This window comes from Salinicola sp. NYA28a (genome assembly GCF_976982775.1).
The window spans coordinates 4,170,649-4,195,668 of sequence record NZ_OZ334582.1 but is presented as its reverse complement, the minus strand read 5'-3'; the positions used below and the strand labels follow the sequence as shown (position 1 = coordinate 4,195,668).

General features: G+C 55.6%; 24 protein-coding genes. 10 read left to right on the top strand and 14 right to left on the bottom strand.

The genetic code is table 11. The features are described from left to right. Positions 1-109: 109 nt before the first annotated feature. Positions 110-1,045, bottom strand: coding sequence for an oxidoreductase (locus ACWHY3_RS18965; protein WP_448127283.1), 936 nt, complete (start codon positions 1,043-1,045; stop codon positions 110-112). A gap of 422 nt (positions 1,046-1,467) precedes the next feature. Here ACWHY3_RS18965 and ACWHY3_RS18960 point away from each other — a divergent pair, with 422 nt between their 5' ends. The 3 genes from ACWHY3_RS18960 to ACWHY3_RS18950 all read left to right on the top strand — a co-directional run bounded on the left by ACWHY3_RS18960 (position 1,468) and on the right by ACWHY3_RS18950 (position 3,879). Beyond that, positions 1,468-2,043: a hypothetical protein gene (locus ACWHY3_RS18960; protein WP_448127282.1), complete on the top strand. Its 576-nt coding sequence runs from the start codon at positions 1,468-1,470 to the stop codon at positions 2,041-2,043. Between the two features lie 262 nt (positions 2,044-2,305). Next, on the top strand, positions 2,306-2,734 hold the full coding sequence (locus ACWHY3_RS18955) for a phage holin family protein (RefSeq protein WP_448127281.1): 429 nt from the start codon (positions 2,306-2,308) through the stop codon (positions 2,732-2,734). Then, complete coding sequence (locus tag ACWHY3_RS18950; RefSeq protein ID WP_448127280.1) at positions 2,731-3,879, top strand: DUF3618 domain-containing protein; 1,149 nt, start codon at positions 2,731-2,733, stop codon at positions 3,877-3,879. The genes ACWHY3_RS18955 and ACWHY3_RS18950 overlap by 4 nt, the downstream gene beginning before the upstream one ends. Before the next feature lie 144 nt (positions 3,880-4,023). On the opposite strand, the gene mltA is transcribed toward ACWHY3_RS18950, so the two are convergent. Then, on the bottom strand, positions 4,024-5,154 hold the full coding sequence (mltA, locus tag ACWHY3_RS18945) for a murein transglycosylase A (protein WP_448127279.1): 1,131 nt from the start codon (positions 5,152-5,154) through the stop codon (positions 4,024-4,026). A gap of 182 nt (positions 5,155-5,336) precedes the next feature. On the opposite strand from mltA, the gene pdxY reads away from it, so the two are divergent. The 3 genes from pdxY (at position 5,337) to ACWHY3_RS18930 (ending at position 7,818) form a co-directional block, all read left to right on the top strand. Beyond that, positions 5,337-6,209 carry a pyridoxal kinase PdxY gene (pdxY, locus tag ACWHY3_RS18940; RefSeq protein WP_448127278.1) on the top strand — a complete coding sequence of 291 codons (873 nt, stop codon included), beginning with the start codon at positions 5,337-5,339 and terminating at the stop codon, positions 6,207-6,209. Between the two features lie 154 nt (positions 6,210-6,363). Beyond that, entirely contained in the window at positions 6,364-7,233 is an 870-nt protein-coding gene (locus ACWHY3_RS18935) for a DUF72 domain-containing protein (protein ID WP_448127277.1), read from the top strand. Between the two features lie 183 nt (positions 7,234-7,416). Next, positions 7,417-7,818: a MerR family transcriptional regulator gene (locus ACWHY3_RS18930; RefSeq protein ID WP_087720846.1), complete on the top strand. Its 402-nt coding sequence runs from the start codon at positions 7,417-7,419 to the stop codon at positions 7,816-7,818. Between the two features lie 27 nt (positions 7,819-7,845). Here ACWHY3_RS18930 and ACWHY3_RS18925 read toward each other — a convergent pair whose 3' ends face one another. Both ACWHY3_RS18925 and ACWHY3_RS18920 read right to left on the bottom strand, forming a co-directional pair. Continuing rightward, the gene (locus tag ACWHY3_RS18925; protein WP_087720848.1) at positions 7,846-8,118 is read right to left on the bottom strand and encodes a BrnA antitoxin family protein; all 273 of its coding nucleotides are present in this window, start codon (positions 8,116-8,118) and stop codon (positions 7,846-7,848) included. Then, the gene (locus ACWHY3_RS18920) at positions 8,093-8,404 is read right to left on the bottom strand and encodes a BrnT family toxin (RefSeq protein WP_087720850.1); all 312 of its coding nucleotides are present in this window, start codon (positions 8,402-8,404) and stop codon (positions 8,093-8,095) included. The genes ACWHY3_RS18925 and ACWHY3_RS18920 overlap by 26 nt, the downstream gene beginning before the upstream one ends. Positions 8,405-8,515: 111 nt before the next feature. Here ACWHY3_RS18920 and ACWHY3_RS18915 point away from each other — a divergent pair, with 111 nt between their 5' ends. The 3 genes from ACWHY3_RS18915 (at position 8,516) to ACWHY3_RS18905 (ending at position 11,041) form a co-directional block, all read left to right on the top strand. After that, positions 8,516-8,758 carry a MerR family DNA-binding protein gene (locus tag ACWHY3_RS18915; RefSeq protein ID WP_087720852.1) on the top strand — a complete coding sequence of 81 codons (243 nt, stop codon included), beginning with the start codon at positions 8,516-8,518 and terminating at the stop codon, positions 8,756-8,758. A 665-nt stretch (positions 8,759-9,423) separates the two neighbouring features. Continuing rightward, positions 9,424-9,585, top strand: coding sequence for a hypothetical protein (locus tag ACWHY3_RS18910; RefSeq protein WP_448127276.1), 162 nt, complete (start codon positions 9,424-9,426; stop codon positions 9,583-9,585). A gap of 94 nt (positions 9,586-9,679) precedes the next feature. After that, positions 9,680-11,041, top strand: a complete 1,362-nt coding sequence (locus ACWHY3_RS18905; protein WP_432414714.1) for an IS1380 family transposase — start codon at positions 9,680-9,682, stop codon at positions 11,039-11,041. Between the two features lie 399 nt (positions 11,042-11,440). Here the strand turns inward: ACWHY3_RS18905 and ACWHY3_RS18900 are convergent, their stop codons facing one another. The 3 genes from ACWHY3_RS18900 to ACWHY3_RS18890 form a co-directional block, all read right to left on the bottom strand. Then, positions 11,441-11,938 carry an NUDIX hydrolase gene (locus tag ACWHY3_RS18900; RefSeq protein WP_448127275.1) on the bottom strand — a complete coding sequence of 166 codons (498 nt, stop codon included), beginning with the start codon at positions 11,936-11,938 and terminating at the stop codon, positions 11,441-11,443. Further along, positions 11,935-12,999, bottom strand: coding sequence for an aminoglycoside phosphotransferase family protein (locus ACWHY3_RS18895; protein WP_448127274.1), 1,065 nt, complete (start codon positions 12,997-12,999; stop codon positions 11,935-11,937). Before ACWHY3_RS18895 ends, ACWHY3_RS18900 begins: the two co-directional genes overlap by 4 nt. A 312-nt stretch (positions 13,000-13,311) precedes the next feature. Further along, on the bottom strand, positions 13,312-14,061 hold the full coding sequence (locus ACWHY3_RS18890; protein ID WP_448127273.1) for an SDR family NAD(P)-dependent oxidoreductase: 750 nt from the start codon (positions 14,059-14,061) through the stop codon (positions 13,312-13,314). Positions 14,062-14,361: 300 nt separating this feature from the next. Between ACWHY3_RS18890 and ACWHY3_RS18885 the strand changes: the two genes are divergently transcribed. Continuing rightward, on the top strand, positions 14,362-15,741 hold the full coding sequence (locus ACWHY3_RS18885; RefSeq protein WP_399590022.1) for an IS1380 family transposase: 1,380 nt from the start codon (positions 14,362-14,364) through the stop codon (positions 15,739-15,741). 669 nt (positions 15,742-16,410) lie between these two features. Here the strand turns inward: ACWHY3_RS18885 and ACWHY3_RS18880 are convergent. From ACWHY3_RS18880 to ACWHY3_RS18850, 7 genes are all read right to left on the bottom strand, one after another. Next, positions 16,411-17,790, bottom strand: coding sequence for an IS1380 family transposase (locus tag ACWHY3_RS18880; RefSeq protein ID WP_448126524.1), 1,380 nt, complete (start codon positions 17,788-17,790; stop codon positions 16,411-16,413). An 89-nt stretch (positions 17,791-17,879) separates the two neighbouring features. Next, on the bottom strand, positions 17,880-18,962 hold the full coding sequence (locus ACWHY3_RS18875; protein WP_448127272.1) for a methionine adenosyltransferase: 1,083 nt from the start codon (positions 18,960-18,962) through the stop codon (positions 17,880-17,882). A 98-nt stretch (positions 18,963-19,060) separates the two neighbouring features. After that, positions 19,061-19,585 (bottom strand): hypothetical protein, encoded by a 525-nt coding sequence (locus ACWHY3_RS18870; protein ID WP_448127271.1) that lies wholly within the window; start codon positions 19,583-19,585, stop codon positions 19,061-19,063. 266 nt (positions 19,586-19,851) lie between these two features. Then, positions 19,852-20,895, bottom strand: coding sequence for a hypothetical protein (locus tag ACWHY3_RS18865; RefSeq protein WP_448127270.1), 1,044 nt, complete (start codon positions 20,893-20,895; stop codon positions 19,852-19,854). 148 nt (positions 20,896-21,043) lie between these two features. Continuing rightward, a complete protein-coding gene (locus tag ACWHY3_RS18860; RefSeq protein WP_448127269.1) occupies positions 21,044-22,099 on the bottom strand; it encodes a hypothetical protein in 1,056 nt (351 codons plus the stop codon). A 714-nt stretch (positions 22,100-22,813) separates the two neighbouring features. Continuing rightward, positions 22,814-24,193 carry an IS1380 family transposase gene (locus tag ACWHY3_RS18855; RefSeq protein WP_448127268.1) on the bottom strand — a complete coding sequence of 460 codons (1,380 nt, stop codon included), beginning with the start codon at positions 24,191-24,193 and terminating at the stop codon, positions 22,814-22,816. Positions 24,194-24,398: 205 nt separating this feature from the next. After that, complete coding sequence (locus ACWHY3_RS18850) at positions 24,399-24,797, bottom strand: hotdog fold thioesterase (protein ID WP_448127267.1); 399 nt, start codon at positions 24,795-24,797, stop codon at positions 24,399-24,401. Positions 24,798-25,020 lie beyond the last annotated feature (223 nt).

The following is a 25,020-nucleotide window of genomic DNA, read 5'->3' as shown; positions in this document are numbered from 1 at the left end:
ATGCGTTGCGAATAACGCGTGGTGATGGAATGCCGCGATCGATGAAGACCCGCCAAGAGCGGCGGTCTTCATCCGGCCAGGCGTTAGCCGTATCGGTTGTATCGGTCGTTCAACCGGCCGCCGCCGACCACACCGCGCCGGTCAACTCACACGATACTGTCCACAGCCGCTCTTCCACCGCTGGGTCCCTGGCTGCCTTGCTGCGATGAGCGCGCTTCGGTTCGCCGCGGGTTTCGCTGAAGCCGTCGGGGCCGAAGTAATCGCCGCCATTGGCGCCGTCGGCGAGCGCCGCATGAAGGGTGGGTTTGGCGCCTTCGGTGGCGGATTGGCTGAGCAGCGGCATTACCAGCTTGAAGACCTGGCCGGCCAGTGCGCGGCTCTTCACGCCGGCATCGAACAGCGCGGTGCGTGAAAGCCCCGGATGCGCGGCGAGGCTCGACAGCCCCCAGCCGTGGCGGTCGCTCTGCTTCTGCAGCGCCTGGGCAAACAGCAGCATGGCGAGCTTGGACTGCCGATAGGCGCGCCACGGGTCGTAGTGCGTGTCGGCTTTGGAGTCAGAACCGAGATTGTCGAAATCGATCCTGCCGCTGCGATGGGCGAGGCTGGAAAGCTGGACGACGCGTGGCGCTCGGCCGTGGCGGGAAGAAGCCACCAGCAGCGGCAGCAGCAGGCTTGTCAGCAGAAAGTGGCCGAGATAGTTGACGCCGAACTGGCGCTCGAAGCCGTCTTCGGTACGCTCCAGCTTCGGCGGCGCCATGATGCCGGCATTGTTGATCAGCCGTTCCAGCGTGGTTTCGCTTTTCCATAGACGGGCCGCGAACTGACGCACGGACTCGAGACTATCGAGATCGAGCAGCTCGAAGCGAACGGCGGCACCGGACCGATGCTGGCGAACCGCGTGACAGGCGAGCTTGCCCTTGTCGGGGTGGCGGCCGGCGATGACGACCCGATATCCCGCGCTTGCCAGACCCTTGGCGGTTTCCAGGCCGAGGCCGGCGGTGGCGCCAGTGACAATGGCCAGCGGCGGCGATTCAGCGTCACTCATGGAACCTCTCATCAACGTTTGCTCACCAAGCCTTTCATCAAGCTTGTCATCAAGCTCTTCACCCAGGCCTCTCATCGGTCTTCTCATGACTCTTATTCCCGTCCCCCGTCTGCCTCGGCTGGCCAGGGCAACTGCCGGCGGCGGATCGCGATGAAGAGAAGCTGTTCATCGAAGCGGTCCACCCAGGATAGCGGATAAAGACAAGACAGCCAGATTATTAATTGAAATTAAATATTATCACCAATCGTGGTTTTTACTTTTATATATATAGTCTATGCGGCTTTATCTTCAATCGGGTTACATTCGACATTAATAATTTAATTGACGTCGAGTCGGTGGGGGCTACTTTGAGAATACGCGTTTCCAATGCGTCAAAGGTTAAAATGTTATTTAACTTTGATCAAATCAGGGAGTCACCTGTCATGGCCAATTCAGAAGAGCAGACGAACCCTCGCACGGCATCCGGTGTGTCCTTGTCGGGCAGCGAGCCGGGTGCCACGACGGGTTCCGCCGATCGTTCGCCGCAGGATGACATGCGCGACAAGGGTCGCGAAACGGCTGACGAGATCCGGCAGACGGCGCAGCACAAGGCCGAGGGCGTCTTCGACCAGCAGAAGGGCGTCGCTGCCGATCAGGCGAAGAGCCTTTCTTCAGCCTTCCGCAAGATGGCGGAGGAGCTGGACGATCAGAAGCAGGGCTATCTGTCCGGTTACGCCAAGCGCATGGCCGACTGTACCGATACCGCCTCCGAGCGCTTGCGAGACCAGGACATGAACGGGTTGATGGGGCAGGTGCGGGACTACAGCCGCCAGCAGCCGGCACTCTTCATGGGGGGCGCGGTCGCGGCGGGGTTTGTGCTGGCGCGGTTTCTGAACAGCTCCCAGAAACGCGACGAGACGTCATCGCCGCAAGGCAGCGGAAACACCACGTCGGCGAGCATGTCCTCCACGACCGACTCGAGACATTCGAGCGATCGTGCCGACAAAGGGCTTTATTGATTATCGAATGGATACTTCGACTCATTGCAGCGTCTTTTAACGCAACCGAAAGTAATCCTGAAGTTGGCGGGCAGCCGATATTTCTCGCCAGCGGTTTTCACTGATGGATAACCATCGAGCGTGATTCGCAGGAAGCGGCTGTTGGAAGTGCTTCATTTGGAAGCGCTCATTGAAAGTGATCCATTGGATGCGCTCCTTGAATGAGCGCACGCAGAATCAATTCGACACGCCTTGATTCCTTCAAAAGCCAGGGAGGCTAAGTATGGATACTGATAATCGCAATTCGGGAGAAAGCGGCTCGTTCGGCTCGCTGATTTCCAGCGTGACGCACGAAGTGACGGCGCTCGTCCGCGATGAGGTCGAACTCGCCAAGGCGGAAATGCGGGAGAAGGTGTCGCAGGTAACGACGAGCGTCACCTCAATGGCGGTAGCGGGCGGCGTACTGCTGAGCGGCTTTCTCGTCCTGCTGGCCGCGGCCGTCTTCGGGCTGGATACCTTCCTGCAACGGCCCTGGCTTTCCGCGCTGATCGTCGGTGCCATCGTGGTCGTCATCGGTTTCATCATGCTGCAGAGCGCCAAGAAGAAGCTGAAGAGCGCCAATCTGGCACCCAACCGCACCATGGCCAGTTTCAGGAAGGATCAGGACATGGCGAAGAAGCATGAAGGTCAGGTCAAGGAGGAGTTGAAATGAGCGACCAACACGAACAGCGCAAACCCGAAGAGATCGAATCCGACATCAAGCAGCATCGCGAACGTCTCGACGACACGCTGGGGCAGATGGAAGAGCGTTTCTCTCCCGAGAAGCTGGTCAACAGCGCCTTCGACTATGTTCGCCACGGGGGCGCTAACGAGTTCGCTTCCAACCTGAGCGGCACGATCAAGAACAACCCGACGCCGTTTCTCGTCGCGAGCATCGGGCTTGGCTGGCTATTCTGGTCCCAGCGCAACGGTGGCCAGCACGCCTCGTCATCGAACATGCCCAACCGCCGTTACGATCCCTACGCGACATCGACGGCCGGCGAAGCGATGGCGGCTGACGACCTGACATCCGGCATGCCGAACGGCAGCCAGGGCACCGATCAGTCTTACGCCCAGTCTCAAGCCTCGGGGCACAACGCTGGCGCCGGCGGCAAGGCGCGCCACATGTCGGATAGCATGAAGGATCGCACCCACTCCATGTCCCACGGGTTACACGACCGGGCCTCGCGCTTCAGTCACGGTTCCCGCGATACCATGCATGGCGCTTCCGACCGTGCGCACAACGCCAGCCACCAGACCGCGGAGTTCATCCGGGAGCATCCGGTAATGGCCGGTGCGATCGGCATCGCCATCGGCGCCGCGCTGGGCGGGATTCTGCCGTCGACCCGCACCGAGGATCAGCGCCTCGGCGGGCTGCGTGACAAGGCCATCGACCGCGCCTCCCAAGAAGGCGAGCGCTACGCCGACGAAGCGCGTGGCAAGGTCCATGAGAAGACCGAACAGCAGAACAGCGCCGGTCAGGATTCGCGCCAGGGTGGCACGGGCTCGCACGAGACGGATTCACACGAAACAGGTTCACGCGGAACGGGCCCGCACGGAGCGGGTTCGCCCGGATCGAACTCTCATGAAGCGGGTTCGCACGAGACGTCCGGCTCTCGCGGCACCTTGGGTTCGGCGGCGACGGGCATGCCCGGCGTCACCGCGGAGGAGATCGACAAGGGGCAGACTGCCGTGCCGCCCACGGCCACGACGCCCGGTTCCGCGAAAGAAGCCACCGATTCGAATCCTCGCCCCACTCCCCTCAAAGGCGGCGGAATGCACAGTGATGATCCGCGCTCGGACGGCAACGACCGTTGATGCGCGAGTTCGACACGTCTCGATAGGGTGCGCCTTCGTGCCTGAATCGAGGCGGTGAATCGCAAATTCGCCGGCAGAACCGGAACCGGGAGCTCATTGGCTCCCGGTTTTTTGCGATATCGAGGCCGGCAAATCCCGCCAGGCTCAGTCCGTTTTCGGCATCAATACCCACATCTCGCCGCGCTGCTTCATCCGGCTGGCGGCTTCCCCGGCGGCATCGCCGTGGCCCCAGTAGAAGTCCGCCCTGACCGCGCCCTTCACCGCGCTGCCGGTATCCTGCGCCACCATCAGCCGCTGCAGCGGCTGGTTGGAGAGCGGCTGGGTCGTGGAGAGGAACACCGGCGCGCCCAGCGGAATCTCATCGGGATCGACCGCGATGCTGCGCTCGGAGGTCAGCGGTACGCCCAGCGCCCCCACCGGGCCGCTGGTATCGGCCAGCGCCTCGTCACCCTTGAGCTCGTGGAAGAACACCATGCGCGGATTGACGTTGAGCATCGCCTCGACCTCGCCCGGATGCCGGCGCGCCCAGTCCCGCACACCGGGCAGCGTGGCCTGGGCCGGGGTAATCTCGCCTCGGTCGATCAGACGTCTGGCGAAAGACTTGAACGGCTGGTTGTTGGTGCCGGCATAGGCCACGCGCATGGTGGTGCCATCGGTCAGCTCCACGCGGCCGGAGCCCTGAATCTGCAGGTAGGCTGCTTCCACCGGATCGTCGACCCACACCAGCTCCGTGCCGTCGAGATCGCCGCTGCGCATCAGCTCGGCGCGAGTGGGGCCGACATGGGTGTGCTTCTTCCAGTACTTCGGATACTGATAGAGCGGCGTCTGGTACGGCCCGCCACGCACGCGGGAACCGCGCAGGATCGGCTCGTAGTAGCCGGTGATCAGCCCGGTGGCGCTGCCGTCGCTGTTGGTCACCCGGTAGGGCACGAAGCGGGATTCGAAGAAGTTCTGAATCGCCTGGGCGTTGAGCGGATCCACCGATTGCGAATCGCGGCATACGCCCGCCCACACCGGCTTGCGCTCGAGCCGCTTGCAGCTCTCCCGGAATGCGCTCCATGCCGCCATCGGCTGGTCACGGCTCCAGCCCGGCAGGTTGTGCCAGTTGGTCTTGCGCGCCGGCTGTTCCACTCGCGCCTCCGGGCTGCCGCTCGGGGCGGTGGTTACCACCGGGCCGCTGGAACAGCCGGCCACGAGCACGGCGAAAAAGAGACAGGCCAGCAGCGAAGGGAAGTGGCGTGATGACGCGAACGGGCGCGGAACGCTGGAGAGCATGCAGATTCGATCCTTGAACACGATGCAGTCGGAAAGAGTGACAAACCGTCGAGTGAAAACTGAAGCGAGCATATCGCCGCCGCTCGATGGCGTCGAGTCGGCGGTTCGATCCGCCAAATCCCTGCAAGTTCGCTCGCCGGCGCATTACACTGTGCCCTTTGCCTTCGCCGCAGGATCGTCCCATGACCCACGTCATCTCCATTCAGAGCCACGTCGCCTATGGCTACGTCGGCAATCGTGCCGCAGTGTTCCCGCTGCAGCGGCTGGGGCTGGAAGTCACCGCCATCAACACCGTCCAGTTCTCCAACCACACCGGCTACGGCGCCTTCACCGGCGATGTCTTCAGCCCCGATCACCTCAGGAACGTGCTGGACGGCGTCGCATCGCTGGTCGGGCTCGATGGCGTCGATGCCGTGCTTTCCGGCTACATGGGTGACGAAGGCATCGGCCGCGCCGTGCTGGATAGCGTCGACCGCGTCAAGCAGGCCAATCCGGACGCGCTCTACTGCTGCGACCCGGTGATGGGCGATATCGGTCGCGGCTTCTTCGTCCGCGAAGGCATTCCCGAATGGATGCGCGACCATGCCATCGCCCGTGCCGATATCGTCACCCCCAACCAGTTCGAGCTCGCCTTTCTCGCCGGGCGCCAGATCGACACGCTGGAAGACGCCCTAGACGCCGCCGCCGCGCTGCGTGCCAAGGGGCCGAAGGTCGTGTTGATTACCTCGCTGGAAGTCGCCGGGGACGACGAAGGCCATATCGGCATGCTGGTCGATGCCGAAAGCGGCAGCTGGCGGATCGCCACCCCCAAGGTGGATTTCGCGATTCCGCCCAACGGCGCCGGCGACTTCACTGCCGCCATGTTCCTCGCCCACAGCCTGCGCGCCGGCCTCGTCGAAGAAGGCCCCGCCCGCGCCCTGGAACAGACTGCCGCCGCCGTGCAGATGCTGTTCGAACACACCCGCCGCGCTGGCACCCGCGAACTGGCCGTGATCTCCGCGCAGCAGGATATTGTTTCGCCGACGGTGACCTTGCATGCCGAACGCCTCCGCTAAACCGAAAACTGGCTGTGCTCAGTCATACGGCGTTAAAAATCGGCTTAACATGCTCATTTACAAACTCGTAAACTCCGCTGTTGCGCCGATTTTTGCCTTGTCTGACCATCGCTCGCCGACTTTTCGGAGTCTATGACTGCATGGAAGCAAAACTATGTTGATTGATGAGTCTGCACCGTCGCTCTACCTGGGCATGGCAATGTGGGCCAACGCCGACTGGCAAGGCTCCCTGCTGCCCGCTCATGGCGATGTGGACCTGCGCGACTACGCCAGCGTGTTCAACGCCGTGGAAGGCAACACCACCTTCTACAGCGGCATTCCCAAGGCGGAAACCGTCGCCGCCTGGGCCGAACAGGCTCCCGAGACCTTCCGCTTCTGCTTCAAGCTGCCCAGCCAGCTGACCCATGCCAAACGCCTGCGCGATATCATTGAGGAGTTCGAACGCTTCATCGAGCGGCTCTCGCCACTGAAGGATCGGCTCGGTCCGATCATGGTTCAGCTACCACGGGATTTCGGCCAGGCAGAGCTGCCTGCGCTGGAGCGATTGCTCACTCACTGGCCACGGGAGATACCCCGTGCAGTCGAGGTCCGGCATAGTGATTTTTTCCACAAGGGGGTCGCGGAACAGGCATTCAACCGCTTGTTGATAAGTCAAGACGCCAATCGTGTAATGCTCGACGTGCGTGCGCTTTTTGCCACACCCCCAGGGCTTGACAACCGGCTCGCCAAGGCGCAGGGCGAAAAGCCCAAAGTCCCATTACACGTGCTCTGCACGGCGGTCAATCCCGTTATTCGCTTTATCGGACACTTCGACGAAGCCATTAATCACGCCCGTTTCGAACCGTGGATAGAACGCCTCATCCTGTGGATAAAACAGGGGAAAACCCCTTTTCTCTTTGTGCATACACCGGACAATCGCCAGGCGCCGGAACTGGCACGAAACTTCTACAACCGGCTCGCCGAGCGGCTCGAATTGCCTCCGTTGACGGAGTTTCCCGGTGAGCGACAGGAATCGCTGTTTTAGCCAAATCTGAAACAGACTGTTGATAACTCGAGCGCCATTCTTCGCCGCGATTTCACCCGTCCATTCATTGCCGAGCGCCTGCCCCGGGCGCCGATGTGTGTAGAAAACAACGTTTAAAGTTGATCTTCACGTAAAGGTCAAATAGCGCTAGGGTGGGGGCAAATCAGAAAAGAGAACAGCGCCGTGTCCGGCCAGACTTACGCCATTGGCGAACTCGCACAGCACTTCGACGTCACCACCCGCACCATCCGCTTCTATGAGCAGGAAGGCTTGCTCTCCCCCGAGCGGCGCGGCAAGACCCGCGTCTACCATGAGAAGGATCGTGTCCGCCTCAAGCTCGCCCTGCGCGGCAAGCGTCTCGGCTTCTCGCTGATCGAAATCCGTGAAGTGCTCGATCTCTATGACACCCGCCACGACGGCAGTGTTCGCCAACTTGAGCGCCTGCTCGAGATCCTCGCCGACAAACGCGCCAACCTCGAACGCCAGCTCGAAGACATCCGCATCATGCAGCGCGAACTCGACCAGGTCGAAGAGCGGTGCAAGGGTGCGCTGGGAGAGTTGAAGGCGGCTGAAAAGCGCTCTTGAGCACGGCTTACACCTGAAATCTCACCATCAAGACCGTCGATTTTCCTCGACATCGTCAGCCAACCAGGCCTTGATCAGCGACTGATACGGCATATCCCGCTTGTTGGCTTCGATCTTGATGCGATCCAGCAACGATTCCGGCAACCTCAGCGAGATCGTCTTGGTCGATGGCTTCAGATTGGGGAGCGCGGCACGCTTGGCCTGGTTCCAGTCCACATAGTCCGTGGAGTCATGGCTTTCCCAGAACGCGCGCTCTTCCGCTTCACTCTTGAATTCAGGCGTCGTCTTGGTTTTGCTCATAAATCCTCCGCTCCTTACGGTGCATGTCTCGGGCCGAGATAACTCGGATCAACGTACCGGCCGCGCGTAAGGTGAACGTGATGTGTAGCTGCCGATGATCGTCCGCGATGCCGAGGGCATGATATCGAGGTTCATCCTGGCTGTGCTTAATGTCTTCGATCAGCAGCAGTGGCTGATTAAAAAACACCTGTTCGGCCTCGGATTGGCGCACGCCGTGCTTATCCGCACTTTTGCGGGCATTGCCCTTGTCCCAGTCGAAACCGGTTATCTGCGCCAAATCGATCATATTTTGTATATTGCCATAATATACATCTCACGCAAGTGGCGTTCCCTTTAACGGAGCAGCAAAAAGACCCGCGTCTACCACGAGAAGGACCGCGTTCGCCTCAAGCTAGCCCTGCGCGGCAAACGGCTGGGTTTCTCGCTGATCGAGATCCGTGAAGTGCTCGGCCTCTACGCCACCCGCCATGACGGCAGCGTCCGCCAACTTGAGCGCCTGCTCGAGATCCTCGCCGACAAACGCGCCAACCTCGAACGCCAACTGGAAGACATCCGCATCATGCAGCGTGAACTCGACCAGGTCGAAGAGCGGTGCAAGGGCGCGTTGGGAGAGTTGAAGGCGGCGGAAAAGCGTTCCTAAGTATGGCGTGCCACGGCATGATGCTGGGCCTCCCCTATCGATTCCTCGACGAAACAGCGAATCTGCACCTGAAGCCATGGCAGCTTGGCTAATGCTTTCGTTGGCATTGCCTGCCATGTAACGCTTGGTTACTGTGAACGGAAATTCGCAAAAGATGGCTTACATAGTCAAAAAGGCTCAGAAACTGCCCGCGGAGATGATGCGAACCCGCATCATGCTGCATGGCGGGCGGTAGCGTGCCTGTTTTGCTAAATTGCAACCGACCTACTAAGCAGACGATCTTCATAGTTGAGGGCTTAATCGTTTCACTCTCATGATGGCTTTCACGCGATCGATTTGCTTTGGTGGGTGGCTATGTGTGTCCATGCGCTCATTTATGGGATTATGTATTTATATACAGTTTCATCAGACCCAGCAAATGCGCAGCATCCGATCCTGTGTGGTGCGCCGAATTATCCTGAATATGAATTAAAATCAATGGGTTAGATACTAAAAGGCGGACTACATAAGGTTGTTGAACGTGCGCGCTTTTTCAAGTGGCAAAACGAGCTCGCTATTTAATACCTGTTATAAGTCTGGGTTCATAATCAGCAGCACTATCGCTAAATCCAAAACCGGGTTTGGCTGGTTGTACGATCACATGACTAAGTTTAAAAGGTACTGGAATGGATAATTTAATAACAATTGGATTAATAGCTGTAGCTATTCTGGCTGTATTAGGGCTTGGAATAAAAGTTGTGATTAGTTTTAAATCTGGCAGTAAAAGCTACTTTAAAAATGTACAAGCTGGCGGCGACGTTGTGGGTCGAGATAAGGTTCAAAAGTAGATCCTGAATCCGTGAGACCGGCCCCCAGGAATGCTTCTAACCTACTGAACTGCATGGCAATATAGCGAATATCGCCATTCACCCAGACAGTGCCATGCCCAACGTCAAATTCCGCGCCAGTCGCCGCACCCTCACCAGCCACGCCGGGCTGTCCATCATCGGGCAATGCTTCGAGATCGCTGGCGTCGACAGCATCGACAGCCGCTTCCCCACCACGCTGGGCATGCGCACCAGTGACGTGATCAAGAGCTACCTGGGCCTGCTGTGTCTGGGCATGAGCGACTATGACGCTGTCGAGAACTTCCGCCGCGACAAGCCCTTCCAACAACTGCTGACCCTGCAGAAGGTGCCGAGCGCGGCGACGCTGCGACAGCGGCTGGAGAAACTTGCCGCCAACGACCTGCAGGCGCGCACCGCCACCTGGTCCACGACCCTGCTGTCACTGATCGAAGCACCGATCACCGCCGAGACGACGCACGTCTGCCTGGACATCGACACCTTCGTCATGGACAACAGCAACTCGAAGAAGGAAGGCGTCTCGCGGACCTACCAGAAGGTCGATGGCTACACCCCGATCGCCGCCTATCTGGGCAACGAAGGGTGGTGCCTGGGTCTGGAACTGCGGCCTGGCAAGCAGCACACCATGAAGGAGAGCAACGCCTTCCTGGAGCGGGTACTGCCTCGCGCCCAAGGCCTGACCAAGCAACCGATCCTGTTACGCGAGGACAGCGGCTTCGACAGCCAGGCGCACCTGGCGCTTCTCGAACAGCAGCGCCAGGTCTTTGCCGACGAGGGGCGCCGGCTCGACTATGTCGTCAAATGGAACCCGCGCGGCTCGGCCACGGCGGATCAGGATACCTGGTTGGCTGTGGCGGCGGACTACTGGGAAGAGCTGCGTCCTGGCAAGCGCCAGGCGCTGTGGACGCAGACCGTCTCGATCCACGACGACAACAAGACCGAATACGTCGTCCAACGCGTGATGCGCCTGGTAGAGCGCACCGCCGATCGCGATGGCCAGTTGCTGCTCGAACCGGACTATGAGTTGGAAGGCTGGTGGACCAGCCTGGACGAGGCGCCGGAGGCGGTGATCAAACGCTACCAGGCGCATGCCACCCACGAGCAATTCCACAGTGAGATCAAGACCGATCTCGACCTGGAGCGGCTGCCGTCGGGCAAGTTCGCCACCAACGATCTGATCCTGCACCTCGCCCAGCTGGCCTACAACATCCTGCGGCTGATGGGGCAGCTGGGCATGACCGGCGAGCTGAGCCCGGTGCGCCATCCCGCCAAGCGGCGCCGGATCCGCACCGTGCTACAAGAGCTGGTGCATCGTGCGGCGCTCGTGGTTCAAAAGGCGCGGCAGATCATCCTCGACTTCGGGCAGGACATCGGACGCATGACGGTGTTGAACACCCTGCGAAGCCGCCTGCGCTATCCCCGAGGCACGCCATGCTGATCGTCTGTCGGACAAAGGCACCACGCAGAGAGCTGACGGTCATCGGCAGCCAGTATCAGCGTGTCCAGCGGGTAGAAATGCCTGTCAAAATGGGCTGCTCTCGTCGGTCAGCGTCGCCATGGTTGGTCCTCCCCGGTATGCGTTCAGCGGTTGAGACGGAATCGGCGGTCAGAAAATGCTCGCTGGCGGTGATAGGGGAAGTGTCGGCGCTGGCTTCACGGAATCAGGATATCTTATGAGTTTCCCTGTTGGAAGGAAGGAGCGTGCTAACGTAGGACGACTTCCTCGTCTAAGTGACTTTGCACTGTCAAGTGTTGCATAGAGAGCCCTACTCGCTGGGGAAAGGTCTTGGTGGTTACGTCTTGCGTGTCAACTGACGAGGAAAATTTTTCATTTTGTTTAAGGATCACCTAAAAAAATAGTCTCTATAGACGAAGGAGCCCCGTGTACTAGCAGCTCAGATAGTTTCTCAACCAAAACAGGTGGGACTATGAATTCACTGCTGTTTTTTAGTTCTTGGAGTGACCACCACTTTAGTTCCTTCACGACCGATTTTTCTTCTTCAGTCATGTTGTTGGTTGTAATTTTTTGTTCCGAGGTTCTGAGTAAAAGAAAAGACTCTTGGTGAAGTTTAAGAGTACCCTCATGGCGGAGCATATGCTCACCTGACCAAATTAAGGGGCCAAAAAGAACACTTTCGTCGCGGAGACCCGTTTCTTCAAATAATTCACGTTTAGCAGCTTGCTCTATACTTTCATCCTCTTCAATCCCTCCCCCCAAGGTACACCAGATAGTTCTATCTGGTAGTACGACTTTCATAAGCAGTATCTCACTCTTATTGTTCAACAAAACGATGCGAACGGTCCGGCGGATCTTGGATGTGCTGCATTTTCTCATGACAAATCTCCTAGGCGATCCTCTAACATTTGGGGAAGCAGCATTAGTTCATTAATCTTATCCAATCCAAGTGAACCGGAAAGAATGCCAATGAATCCCATTTGAAGGCTGATGCATTTCAATGTTGGTATAAATGTGTTTAGCAGGTCTTTTTGTATTGGTCTGCCATGAAAATATAAACCCATGATATAGCGAAGCAGCGCCAAGTCAACATCTGTAGGTATGTTTCTTAAAGGATTATTAGGGGAGTTAAAAAAATCAAAAACAGCCAAGCTTGCAGCAATCCTGGCAATATCCTGAATCGGATTGTCGATTTTAGTATCATCAAAATCAAGTAAGGCAGTGACCTTGCCGGATGAAGAAAAAAGTAAATTATTAATATGGAAGTCGCCATGTACAGGCTGGGTATGAAGAAAGTATCCGCAATTTTTAGCAGTACGGAAATATTGAGTGACACACAAGCCATAATAATCAACTAAGCGACGTACTGCCAGTCGATTTGAGGGCCATTCTTTAGGGTGTTTTTGTTCAATTTCATTGTAGCCATATGTGAATAATTCAAGCACGCAAAAAAAGATGTTATTTTTAGGAAGAGCTAGGTAGTGTAACTCTTTACCGAGGTTGTGAAACCTGCGGAGTAAGGAGATGGCAGATGGAATTGCTTGGTCGAGAGAAACGCTGGCACAGCTCGCCATTTCTTGTAATGTAAATATCTTCTGATTTCCGTTATAATAGCAAACATGATGAAATTTTCTTGGGTTGACGCATAGTGGGACATGTGGAGGTAATGGCAATCCCTGTCTACGTAATTCACTTTGGAAAGCAATGGCTTTTATGCAAAACGATACGTTAGAAGCATATGGAGGGAACTCCTTCAAAACAAAACCTTCGCCATCTTCTGTTTGGAGAAAGAATTTTTTCGATATTCCAGAACCTTTGCTGTGATGGATAACTTTTTTCCCTTGCCTGACCAGTCTTAATACTTTTACAGGCTCCTTTAAAAATTGTCTTGCCACTTGAAGAGGGAAACCATAATCTTCACTCCATTGAGTATGCGGCATGTTAAACTCCTCCCTTTCATTCAATGCTTTCGCTTTGGGCATGCGTGGTCGTGGCGCGTATATGTGTAATATGAATCATAAGACGTCCCTTGATGATGGTGCGTGAGAGGAACCATTACTCTTCGGGATCGAACACGTAGACTGCGGCCCAGTAGACCCTCTCTATATGACACTGTATGGTTAATGCGTCTCTGGAAGACTGCACGCAGGCAACCAATTAAGCCAACGTCTTTATGTTGGAACTCGTCAGCCTGCCTAAGGGGCTGGCTGAAATATTCAGTGACGTCCAGTCCAGCCTCAAGGGTTAAAATCTCAAGCACACCCAAACCTTTCCCCATCTCTAAGCAAATAGCCGGTAAAGCCTTCTGAAGGCAAAGACGCAGCATGGACTACTCCTGCTGCCCCCTGAGTTGCGGAGCGGGTTGCATTCGGCCCTCCCATTTGCGTACGCACCCATCCAGGGCATACTGCATTTACCTTGATATCATAGTCAATTTCACGCTTTGCCAAAATAGCGGTCATAGTATTCAGTGCTGCTTTAGAGGTTCGATATGCTAACGCAGTACCGTCAAGCTCGACACAACGCCCCATGCCACTCGAGATATTGACTATCCGACCATAATTATTTTTTCTCATGTTCAAGATAAAAGCATCAATCAGAGCATAGGCGCCTACCAAATTTACTGCAAGAGTTTCAAAAAACTCATCAGGAGAGCAATTTATAACCCCCCCCTCCAGTGGTTTATCCAGAAAAACACCTGCATTGTTTATTAATATATCGAGACGACCATACTTTCCTAGTATAAAATCACAGCAGTTTGATATTGACTGTGAGGAAGTTACATCGAGATTGACGTAATCTGCTCCCTCTGGGAATGAAGAGATTTTTTCAGTAGATTCAGCTGTTCCAGGCTTTAGCCGCCCACCGATGACCACCAAAGCCCCAAGGCCCGCGAGTTGCCGGCTGATTTCCAAGCCAAGGCCACGAGTGCCGCCAGAAACCAACGCAATTCGGCCTGCTAACGAGGTAACAGAATTAATATCAGTTTGAAGGCCAGTCATAGTTATATCTCTATAAAGTTAGCGAAAAGGGGGCGCAGTAACTGAGGGTGTCTCTATAGACGGATAACTTATCTCAAATATAAGCACCTTTGATTTTTTTATTCGCCTAAATAGTAAATCTCATACCCTGCTTGCAGGATAGACTATATCCTCAAGGGGTGCTTTGGTAGATTGTGGAGATATTAAACAACTTAACCCGGCTTATTCATGAGGCCGGCCCGAAAACGAAGATAGCGGATGGTATTCTCTTGAAAATTCAGTGTGTTCCGCCAAGAATCTGAACCAAGAGAGCCATCCGCTATGGGTGAAAGCCTATCCACCTGGACGCCCTCATGCAACGGCGCTGTCCGTGTTGAGCTGAGCGGCCAGCGCACTACCAGCGACAGCGGCGCTCTGCTGTTGCGTGAGGCCCTCGACAACAGCGGCGTGATTGAGGCGCTGGAAGACAATCTGGTCGATCGACGCCACCCGCTGCGCATCCTTCATTCGCTGGCCAGCCAGTTGCGTACCCTGGTGCTGCAGCGTGCGATGGGCTGGATCGACCTCAGCGATACCGACACGCTGCGCCGTGATCCGCTCTGGCAGCTGGCCTGCAGCGATGCGCGCGGGACAACGCCCCTGGCCCAGGACCGGCCCTCTCAAGCCACGCTGTCGCGGCTGCTGACCTGCCTCGGGCGCTGCGACAATATCGATGCCGTGCACGAAGGCCTGCTGCGACTGGTGATCTGGCGCCTGACCGCGCTGAAGAACGGCGAGCGCCCCAAGCAGCTGACGCTGGACATCGACGGCCTGCCGATCGAGGTCCACGGCCACCAGGGCGGCTCGGCCTATCATGGCCTGTACGGCGCGCGGATCTATTCACCGCTGGTCGCCTCGCTGGCAGAAACCGGCGACATGGTGGGCGGCCTGCTGCGCGAGGGCAACGCCGGCCCGGCCGAGAACGCCGACACCTGGATCCCGCATCTGGTGCGGCGACTCAACGAGAGCACCGGCGCCCAGGTTCGGGTGCGCATCGACGCCGGTTTCACCGACAACGCGACGCTGGAGGCCCTGGAAGAGTGCGACATCGAGTACCTGGGCCGACTGCGCAGTCACTCCGGCCTGCAGAAACTGGCGGCACCGCACCTGAAGCGGCCACCCGGCCGGCCACCCGAGCAGCCTCGCGAGTGGTGCCACGATCTGGAGTATCAAGCGGGCTCTTGGTCGGCACCGCGTCGCGTGGTGCTGGTGGTGCAGGAACGCCCCGATGACCTGCTGCTGCATGCCTTCTTCCTGGTCACCAACCTCGGCAAGTTCGACTGGCCGCCGGAGAAGGTCCTGGCGCTCTACCGCAAGCGCGGCAGCGCCGAGGCGCACATGGGCGAGGTGAAGTCGGCGCTCGACGTGCACCTCTCGTCGACCGATCGCGGCGCCTCCACCGTTCAGGACGTGATGGCACGCAACGAGGTGAGCCTGCTGCTCAGCCTCTACGCCTACCAGGTCCTGCATGGCCTGCGCTGCCTGCTGGAGCGGCAGACCCGGCAAGGCTGGAGCCTCAGCCGGATGCGCGAGCAGGTGCTGAAGGTCGCCGCCACGCTGAGACTGCACGCTCGGCGAATCACCGTTCATCTGGGTGCCGCCGCCGACAAGTGGTGGCCGACGCTGCTGAAGGGGCTGCCGAAGCTGACCGCACTGAGCTGACGCTTCTGCGAGACCACCACAGCATCAGAAAGCGAGCGACCGGAGCGGCGGGCGGCGATCACGGCTGCTTGGACGGTCGCCATTGATTCCAAAGAGCTATAAGGAAGCGGGGAAATTTCAGCGTTTTGGCATTACTCAACAGCTATTCGCGCTGAAGAAGCCGATCCTGATAAGCGATGCCACCAGTCAGTACCTTCAGACCGCTCAATCAGCACCCTCGTGAATGAGGCGGGCTTAAGCCTTTGGCTACCTCCCTCTTAACTTTATTTAACTGTTTTTAACAAACTCTGATTTGATTACCGCTTATAAATCGGCGCGATATTTCTTTGATAGACAGCAGGCCCTCATGAACTAGGCTGTGGACTATTTTCTCAACTTCTTCATGGGTATGTATACTGTTAGAGACTGATACAGTTATCTCTATAGGGCAGTTAAGCCCGCCTCATTCACGAGGGTGCTGATTGAGCGGTCTGAAGGTACTGACTGGTGGCATCGCTTATCAGGATCGGCTTCTTCAGCGCGAATAGCTGTTGAGTAATGCCAAAACGCTGAAATTTCCCCGCTTCCTTATAGCTCTTTGGAATCAATTGCGACCGTCCAAGCAGCCGTGATCGCCGCCCGCCGCTCCGGTCGCTCGCTTTCTGATGCTGTGGTGGTCTCGCAGAAGCGTCAGCTCAGTGCGGTCAGCTTCGGCAGCCCCTTCAGCAGCGTCGGCCACCACTTGTCGGCGGCGGCACCCAGATGAACGGTGATTCGCCGAGCGTGCAGTCTCAGCGTGGCGGCGACCTTCAGCACCTGCTCGCGCATCCGGCTGAGGCTCCAGCCTTGCCGGGTCTGCCGCTCCAGCAGGCAGCGCAGCCCATGCAGCACCTGGTAGGCGTAGAGGTTCAGCAGCAGGCTCATCTCGTTGCGGGCCATCACGTCCTGGACGGTAGAGGCGCCGCGATCGGTCGACGAGAGGTGCAAGTCGAGCGCCGACTTCACCTCGCCCATGTGCGCCTCGGCGCTGCCGCGCTTGCGGTAGAGCGCCAGGACCTTCTCCGGCGGCCAGTCGAACTTGCCGAGGTTGGTGACCAGGAAGAAGGCATGCAGCAGCAGGTCATCGGGGCGTTCCTGCACCACCAGCACGACGCGACGCGGTGCCGACCAAGAGCCCGCTTGATACTCCAGATCGTGGCTCCACTCGCGAGGCTGCTCGGGTGGCCGGCCTGGTGGCCGCTTCAGGTGCGGTGCCGCCAGCTTCTGCAGGCCCGTGTGGCTGCGCAGCCTGCCCAGGTACTCGATGCCGCGATCTTCCAAGGCCTCCAGCGTCGCGTTGTCAGTGAAACCGGCGTCGATGCGCACCCGTACCTGAGCGCCGGTACTCTCGTTGAGTCGCCGCACCAGATGCGGGATCCAAGTATCGGCGTTCTCAGCCGGGCCAGCGTTGCCCTCGCGCAGGAGCCCACCCACCATGTCGCCGGTCTCGGCCAGCGAGGCGACCAGCGGCGAGTAGATGCGGGCACCGTAAAGTCCGTGAAATGCGGACCCTCCTTGGTGGCCGTGGACTTCGATCGGCAGGCCGTCGATGTCCAGCGTCAGCTGCTTGGGACGCTCGCCGTTCTGCAGCGAGCTCAGGCGCCAGACCACCAGCCGCAGCAGGCCTTCGTGCACGGCATCGATATTGTCGTTGCGCCCGAGGCAGCTCAGCAGCCGCGACAACGTGGCTTGAGACGGCCTGTCTTGGGCCAGGGGCGTCATCCCGCGCGCGTCGCTGCAGGCCAACTGCCAGAGCGGGTCACGGCGCAGCGTGTCGGTATCGCTGAGATCGATCCAGCCCATCGCACGCTGCAGCACCAGGGTACGCAACTGGCTGGCCAGCGAATGACGGATGCGCAGCGGGTGGCGTCGATCGACCAGATTGTCTTCCAGCGCCTCGATCACGCCGCTGTTGTCGAGGGCCTCACGCAACAGCAGAGCGCCGCTGTCGCTGGTGGTGCGCTGGCCGCTCAGCTCAACACGGACAGCGCCGTTGCATGAGGGCGTCCAGGTGGATAGGCTTTCACCCATAGCGGATGGCTCTCTTGGTTCAGGTTCTTGGCGGAACACACTGAATTTTCAAGAGAATACCATCCGCTATCTTCGTTTTCAGGCCGGCCTCATGAATAAGCCGGGTTAAGGGGAACTCCTTTTAGGGTAGAGATCGAAACTTTACATGGTGAGCTGATTTTATAATATATGGCTTTAGCAAGATCGTAAGCGAGGGCGTTATATAATTTACCTGTGTGGTCTAAAGGGTTTTTACCAGCCACAGCCTCAATGCTCATATTCCTGCCCGGAGTGATAAGGCCGTTCATTCGGTTACCACGTCCAGTCACACCTACATCTCCGGTGTCTGCGACAGTTCCGGTTAATGTTAGATATGATCTTTTCCATTTTCGTTCGGGGTTAACTGTTACTGTTATATCGATTTCCCACCGTGACGACACCCAATCATGAATATTTTTTTCAAGGTCTTCGCAGTGTTTAATGTAGTCAGTACGGGAGTATACCTTCTTTGCAAGGAAGGGTGCATTGACAGCTAAGGTGTAGTTGCTATATCTTCTCCAACCAACTGTTTTTATATCTGAACCTATTAAGCCAAACCAGCGAGCTTCGTTCTCTTTAAGAAACTCATGGTCAATAGATAAAACTACTTCTTCTAAAGTAGATAAAGGATAGTAAGCTGTACAAAGATTGCAATCATTAGATACCAATTCAGGTTCATCTATTGCTGCCATTTCATTCGCACTAATTGGCCTGTATCGAGACACAGGCTGACCAGGACCTCGCCCAGACTTTATCCGGTTGGTTATCAACAGGTCTGTTGATGGGTTGAAATAATGCAACGTATCCAGAAGAACTTTACGTGCTGCATTTTCAAATATCCTTGTTAAAGGAATTTCTACCTCTCCAATACTAGTCGCAGCTTTTCCAGCTAGGATGACCTCATAAGGAGAGGTGAGCTCTCCGACCCCAAAACCTAAATTCGCTTCGCCGCCAATAAGCATTACCTTATCAAACCAATGGTGACCGATTTTTCCAAAATTCTCTATGCAATATTGTGAATATAAAACTGATGTTAACTCAGAGATTCGATCACATAGTGTGTCAGGATGCCCGTAACCTTTTCTCTCTACCACTTCAACAGCATCCTGACGAGCATATTCGGCAGAGTCCATTTGTATTGATATTTTAGTCATTACAATCTCCAGTGCTATTGTAAGATTAATGTTTCCGGGAGGGGGTGAGTAACCATGCGGTAATTAGCCCTCTGCCATATTAAAAGAGATCTGTCGTTTTATACAATCCCATCTTCTAACATCTTTGTGATAACTGAATTAATCGTCGACAATTGCTGGTCAAGGGGTAATTCACCCTCTAGTCTTAAGACTTGACAACAACATTCTCTCAACCAAGCTTCGTGAGTATACCGAGATCGGCCAGGCCTATGGCCAGTTTCATAAGAAGCTGCCCACTCTAAAAAATGGGGGTCAGTTCCTCCATAAAGGCTATCGTCTCGAGATTTTATGCGCTTTATACGCAGATTTGTTTCGAGATTTAGGAATACAATTAGACTGAAGGCATTCTCAACCTCCTTCCCCCACTCCATGACAGAGCCGGAAACAACAACATTTGCCTGGTCCATATCTACCAGAAGTTTTTTCCTACGCTCTTCAGGGTTTGTTTTATGCACGAACGGTGGCGCTGAACTAACCCATTCATAGTCATCAGTGTCCAAATGAGGCCATGCCCAAGCTTTTGACAAAGCAGCACCTAATGTTGTTACTCCAGAGCCAGGAGCACCCATAATAAGTATTTTCATGTTATACGCTCTTAGCATTAGTGGGATCTTTTGCTCGTGGTGTAAAGTATGGTGGTAGGGTGTGGTAGAAGGCCGTTCATGAATATTATCCTAATTTCTCGTTGCTAAAAATATAAAAGGGAATGGTGTCTATGATTTAACGAAAACGCATTTTGTAAATTCGGCAGTCTGCGGGCCGATAAAATATAAGCGATTGTTGTCTCTCGGTCATAGGGTGACGTATAACGCATAAATATTATTCCGGTTCTGAGTATAATGTCTCATTGTTAATTGTTAAGGAGTTTTGCTTCCAATATTGCTGCAGATTTATTAATAAAATTTAAGCAATTATTTAGGGTGTAGCATGGCACCTCCTCAATTAATCTTTCTGCTAGATGGAATTTATGGTTTCTTGTGACAAGTTTATAAAGATAGGGCGCATGCTCCAGACCCGGCAATTGTATATGTGGAAAAGTGTTTTCCTCAAAGAAGCTTGATGCTGCTGACTTTGATAAACGCTCCAGCTTTGGCTCACCTATTTTATTATCGCTCTGCAGGAATACGACAGCTTTTAGCCGGGCTTTGGCACGCAGGTTTGTTTGTAACAATGCTTTTAGCTCGAAAGGGAAAATATGCGTAACGTCGAGCATAGTTTCGTTAGGGGCTCTTGGTAGGGTCAAGCCTAAGCTGAGCGGGTGAGAAAGGGTAACTCTTCTAGGTCCGCCGATTACTTCGTCGCTCAGCAACCCGGATGCGTACATCATATTCTGTCGAATCCGAATCGAGCGAGGCCACCCAATACAATGCCAGGTGTCATTAATATATTTTACTGAAGGGTTATCGTTACTGATAAAATCAGCGTTGTGATTCCGCATCATCTCTATTGCCAGTGTCGTCTTACCACTTTTCTTCCTTCCCGCCAAAATAATACTACGCTCATGTTTTGAAACTGCACTTCCATGGAAAAAGCAATGTCCTTTATTTAAGCTTTCTATTCTTAGTAAGTGCGTTGCCAAGCGCGTAATGGCCAAGGGTAAAAATGCAGGCTCCTCACATGAAAGAGTTACTTTGTGCGTCTTTTCAAACAGAGCTACCTCGTGCTTAGGCTCACATAGTGCTCCTGTTAAGTTAAGGCTACTACCGCTATGGGCTGCATGGCTTACACATTGTATTTCCCACATGCCCTCTGGCCTCTTTGAATCGCAGTTGCGCAGCGAAACAAAAGGGGAAAGTAACTGTTTAACCTGTTCGGCTGCATTCAAAGGAATATGTAGCATAACAGTTACATCTTCTGTAGTAGCTAAATATGTACCTAGGCCGTTATCAGCCATTTTGTATTCCCTTGCTCTGTGTTGATGCTCGCAATAAATATAAGTATTAATTTGGGAAGTTACCTAAATTATCTTTGCTTCCCCCCTCTTTGCAATGGATGTTTAATAATGCCATAATATAAAATTAGCATGGGTAAGCGAGCTATAATCAATAATTAAGCGCAGATTTTTCATTATGCCAGTCCTTTAGCATGTCAATACAGTCCTTATAAGAGAGATCTTCACACTGGCTATGTATGTCGTACTGTAATTCTGTTAGCTGTTCTCTGTATACATAGTCTTCCAAATAATGAGCTAGGTCTGGTGACTCCCTCAGCGCATGCTGATAAAATGAGCATTTAGTAATGTCGGCACCATGTAAAGAATGCAGGTGAGTGATCCCTAGCATAGCATCAAATGGGTTAGGCGATATATGAACCCCATTTTTAGATAATGAAACTTCAGATAAGCCAAGAGACTCCTTACGTTCAAATATAGCTTGCCTAATTGAACCGCGCTTTGCTTCCTCTGGACGCACTGCCCCTATGACCTGCTCCCTTAGATGGTGCATAGGTAAAGATGTATTCAAGCGAAGACACAATAAATGTCCCCCTGTACGCGTAAGCCAAGCATGTTGCGAAGGATAAAAACCATTTACTACTGCGAAAGTTTCACTGCTGTGTTGGAATTGGCTTACATAAAATCCCGGGCCAACTTTGACACTAGCCTGACTATCCCATTCTTTACGGAGTGCTTCGATATCTCCATGCCAAAATCTTTCAACTGCCTCTGATGCAGTTAATATTTCTTGTGCAGCACACTTCAAGCTAAGCTGGTTTCTTATCGCGTCCCTTGTTTTTTTTCTTAGCCAATCTGGAGGTTCACTAGAGAGAGCATGTAGCACTTTATACTGCGCATGGAGTATTCTCTCTGCCTGCACGGATGGACTACTTATCAACACCATTAGGTCCACGATTCCAACTTCAGACAGCTTGCTTAAGACTATTTCTAGAGTATCCTTTACTATTGCTCCATGTTGATAATCAAGCAGCTCTGGCTTTACGAAGACGAAATGTTCTTCGCCTAGAAGAAGCTCTTTAGTCCTAATTTCATCAGAATAGGTTAATGACGTATTAAACACTTTTGGAGGTTCATGGATAAAGCCTTGATTGTGTAGAAATGACGAGACAGAGTCACATATACTACTAACACTAAGCGTATCCATACCTCTATCCTTGAGCTTAAAGTTGTATGTTTATTTGACATATTAGAATTTTTATAGTTATGTTAGCCAAGTACAGGCGATAAATTATATTTTGTCAACCCGATATTCAGGTTTTTTTTCATGTAGCCTCCTGCTGTCCATTGCCTTGCTACGCCTTGCTCAATATCTGTTTAGGCTAATCAGCGAGCAGAGGATTGCGTAGCTCCATTCTTAGCGCATCCCCTCTCGGCTTAGCTACTCTTCTTACGAAATGGTTTGTTCGTTTACCACCGACTGGGTCCGCGCCTCTTACTTTCTTCCAGCTCGGCCCGCAGAGAGGCTAGAAGCTGCTCAGATGCTTGCCGCATTGAGCTTTTAACGGTATTGGCGGAAATTGCCCTCGAAATCCGAGGATAGGCGGCGGTACACAGATCTTAGGACTCCGCAAAGCGTTCCTGTTTTTATCATCAGTTACGCTGATGGCCTACCATGCAGTAATACTCCCGCCTCATTCACGAGGGTGCTGATTGAGCGGTCTGAAGGTACTGACTGGTGGCATCGCTTATCAGGATCGGCTTCTTCAGCGCGAATAGCTGTTGAGTAATGCCAAAACGCTGAAATTTCCCCGCTTCCTTATAGCTCTTTGGAATCAATGGCGACCGTCCAAGCAGCCGTGATCGCCGCCCGCCGCTCCGGTCGCTCGCTTTCTGATGCTGTGGTGGTCTCGCAGAAGCGTCAGCTCAGTGCGGTCAGCTTCGGCAGCCCCTTCAGCAGCGTCGGCCACCACTTGTCGGCGGCGGCACCCAGATGAACGGTGATTCGCCGAGCGTGCAGTCTCAGCGTGGCGGCGACCTTCAGCACCTGCTCGCGCATCCGGCTGAGGCTCCAGCCTTGCCGGGTCTGCCGCTCCAGCAGGCAGCGCAGGCCATGCAGGACCTGGTAGGCGTAGAGGCTGAGCAGCAGGCTCACCTCGTTGCGTGCCATCACGTCCTGAACGGTGGAGGCGCCGCGATCGGTCGACGAGAGGTGCACGTCGAGCGCCGACTTCACCTCGCCCATGTGCGCCTCGGCGCTGCCGCGCTTGCGGTAGAGCGCCAGGACCTTCTCCGGCGGCCAGTCGAACTTGCCGAGGTTGGTGACCAGGAAGAAGGCATGCAGCAGCAGGTCATCGGGGCGTTCCTGCACCACCAGCACCACGCGACGCGGTGCCGACCAAGAGCCCGCTTGATACTCCAGATCGTGGCACCACTCGCGAGGCTGCTCGGGTGGCCGGCCAGGTGGCCGCTTCAGAAGTGGCGCTGCCAACTTCTGCAGGCCAGTGTGACTGCGCAGCCGGCCCAGGTACTCGATGCCGCGATCTTCCAGCGCCTCCAGCGTATCGTTGTCGGTGAAACCGGCGTCGATGCGCACCCGTACCTGAGCGCCGGTGCTCTCGTTGAGTCGCCGCACCAGATGCGGGATCCAGGTATCAGCGTTCTCGGCCGGGCCGGCGTTGCCCTCGCGCAGCAGGCCGCCCACCATGTCGCCGGTTTCTGCCAGCGAGGCGACCAGCGGTGAATAGATCCGCGCGCCGTACAGGCCATGATAGGCCGAGCCGCCCTGGTGGCCGTGGACCTCGATCGGCAGGCCGTCGATGTCCAGCGTCAGCTGCTTGGGGCGCTCGCCGTTCTTCAGCGCGGTCAGGCGCCAGATCACCAGTCGCAGCAGGCCTTCGTGCACGGCATCGATATTGTCGCAGCGCCCGAGGCAGGTCAGCAGCCGCGACAGCGTGGCTTGAGAGGGCCGGTCCTGGGCCAGGGGCGTTGTCCCGCGCGCATCGCTGCAGGCCAGCTGCCAGAGCGGATCACGGCGCAGCGTGTCGGTATCGCTGAGGTCGATCCAGCCCATCGCACGCTGCAGCACCAGGGTACGCAACTGGCTGGCCAGCGAATGAAGGATGCGCAGCGGGTGGCGTCGATCGACCAGATTGTCTTCCAGCGCCTCAATCACGCCGCTGTTGTCGAGGGCCTCACGCAACAGCAGAGCGCCGCTGTCGCTGGTAGTGCGCTGGCCGCTCAGCTCAACACGGACAGCGCCGTTGCATGAGGGCGTCCAGGTGGATAGGCTTTCACCCATAGCGGATGGCTCTCTTGGTTCAGATTCTTGGCGGAACACACTGAATTTTCAAGAGAATACCATCCGCTATCTTCGTTTTCGGGCCGGCCTCATGAATAAGCCGGGATCAGGCGAAAGCACATCTCTGAAGACTGATTTTTCAGCCTACGTATTTTAGTAAAGCCGGCACGTCGAAGCTTCAGTGAAGCGAAGCCAGACGCTGAACTCATCCACGGTTGACCACCGCCATGGTCAACCGCGACATGCACACCAGCCGGCCGCGTTCGTCTTCGATGCGGATTTCCCATAGCTGAGTGGTGGCGCCGAGATGCAGCGGTCGGGCGCAGCCTTCGACCCAGCCCTCGCGCATCGCGCGAACGTGGTTGGCGTTGATCTCGAGCCCCACCGCCATCTTGTTCGGGTCCGCCAGGCAAAGATTGGCGGCGATGCTGCCCAGCGTTTCCGCCAGCACCACCGAACCGCCGCCGTGGAGCAGCCCGTAGGGTTGGCGGGTTCGATCATCCACCGGCATTCGCCCGCGCAGGCAGTCTTCGCCCAGCTCGGTGAATTCGATGCCGACATGGCTGACCAACGTGTTCCGGCACTCGGCGGTGAGCGCGTTCAAGGATGACTCGCGTTTCCAGATCGACATAGGGGCCCCGGTTTTCCCAAGTAGAAGTGAACGTTTCCAGACGCCTGTCTTACCACATTGACGCTAACGTCAGTCCACTCGAATTGTTGGCCTCCAGAACGAGCGAATTCGGTTCGCCATTCCACCCTAGACCATGGTCGAGGGGCTCTAGCCGCCCCCGTAAATTGACGTTAACGTCAACGTACTAAGACGTAGA

Bases quoted from the DNA above. Each gene is read 5' to 3' on its own strand.
- ACWHY3_RS18875 (WP_448127272.1), bottom strand. From the start codon at position 18,962: ATGACTAAAATATCAATACAAATGGACTCTGCCGAATATGCTCGTCAG.
- ACWHY3_RS18860 (WP_448127269.1), bottom strand. From the start codon at position 22,099: ATGGATACGCTTAGTGTTAGTAGTATATGTGACTCTGTCTCGTCATTT.
- ACWHY3_RS18920 (WP_087720850.1), bottom strand. From the start codon at position 8,404: ATGATCGATTTGGCGCAGATAACCGGTTTCGACTGGGACAAGGGCAAT.
- pdxY (WP_448127278.1), top strand. From the start codon at position 5,337: ATGACCCACGTCATCTCCATTCAGAGCCACGTCGCCTATGGCTACGTC.
- ACWHY3_RS18965 (WP_448127283.1), bottom strand. From the start codon at position 1,045: ATGAGTGACGCTGAATCGCCGCCGCTGGCCATTGTCACTGGCGCCACC.
- mltA (WP_448127279.1), bottom strand. From the start codon at position 5,154: ATGCTCTCCAGCGTTCCGCGCCCGTTCGCGTCATCACGCCACTTCCCT.
- ACWHY3_RS18935 (WP_448127277.1), top strand. From the start codon at position 6,364: ATGTTGATTGATGAGTCTGCACCGTCGCTCTACCTGGGCATGGCAATG.
- ACWHY3_RS18905 (WP_432414714.1), top strand. From the start codon at position 9,680: ATGCCCAACGTCAAATTCCGCGCCAGTCGCCGCACCCTCACCAGCCAC.
- ACWHY3_RS18880 (WP_448126524.1), bottom strand. From the start codon at position 17,790: ATGGGTGAAAGCCTATCCACCTGGACGCCCTCATGCAACGGCGCTGTC.
- ACWHY3_RS18955 (WP_448127281.1), top strand. From the start codon at position 2,306: ATGGATACTGATAATCGCAATTCGGGAGAAAGCGGCTCGTTCGGCTCG.
- ACWHY3_RS18900 (WP_448127275.1), bottom strand. From the start codon at position 11,938: ATGAGAAAATGCAGCACATCCAAGATCCGCCGGACCGTTCGCATCGTT.
- ACWHY3_RS18855 (WP_448127268.1), bottom strand. From the start codon at position 24,193: ATGGGTGAAAGCCTATCCACCTGGACGCCCTCATGCAACGGCGCTGTC.
- ACWHY3_RS18865 (WP_448127270.1), bottom strand. From the start codon at position 20,895: ATGGCTGATAACGGCCTAGGTACATATTTAGCTACTACAGAAGATGTA.
- ACWHY3_RS18870 (WP_448127271.1), bottom strand. From the start codon at position 19,585: ATGAAAATACTTATTATGGGTGCTCCTGGCTCTGGAGTAACAACATTA.
- ACWHY3_RS18885 (WP_399590022.1), top strand. From the start codon at position 14,362: ATGGGTGAAAGCCTATCCACCTGGACGCCCTCATGCAACGGCGCTGTC.
- ACWHY3_RS18960 (WP_448127282.1), top strand. From the start codon at position 1,468: ATGGCCAATTCAGAAGAGCAGACGAACCCTCGCACGGCATCCGGTGTG.
- ACWHY3_RS18895 (WP_448127274.1), bottom strand. From the start codon at position 12,999: ATGCCGCATACTCAATGGAGTGAAGATTATGGTTTCCCTCTTCAAGTG.
- ACWHY3_RS18890 (WP_448127273.1), bottom strand. From the start codon at position 14,061: ATGACTGGCCTTCAAACTGATATTAATTCTGTTACCTCGTTAGCAGGC.
- ACWHY3_RS18925 (WP_087720848.1), bottom strand. From the start codon at position 8,118: ATGAGCAAAACCAAGACGACGCCTGAATTCAAGAGTGAAGCGGAAGAG.
- ACWHY3_RS18950 (WP_448127280.1), top strand. From the start codon at position 2,731: ATGAGCGACCAACACGAACAGCGCAAACCCGAAGAGATCGAATCCGAC.
- ACWHY3_RS18910 (WP_448127276.1), top strand. From the start codon at position 9,424: ATGGATAATTTAATAACAATTGGATTAATAGCTGTAGCTATTCTGGCT.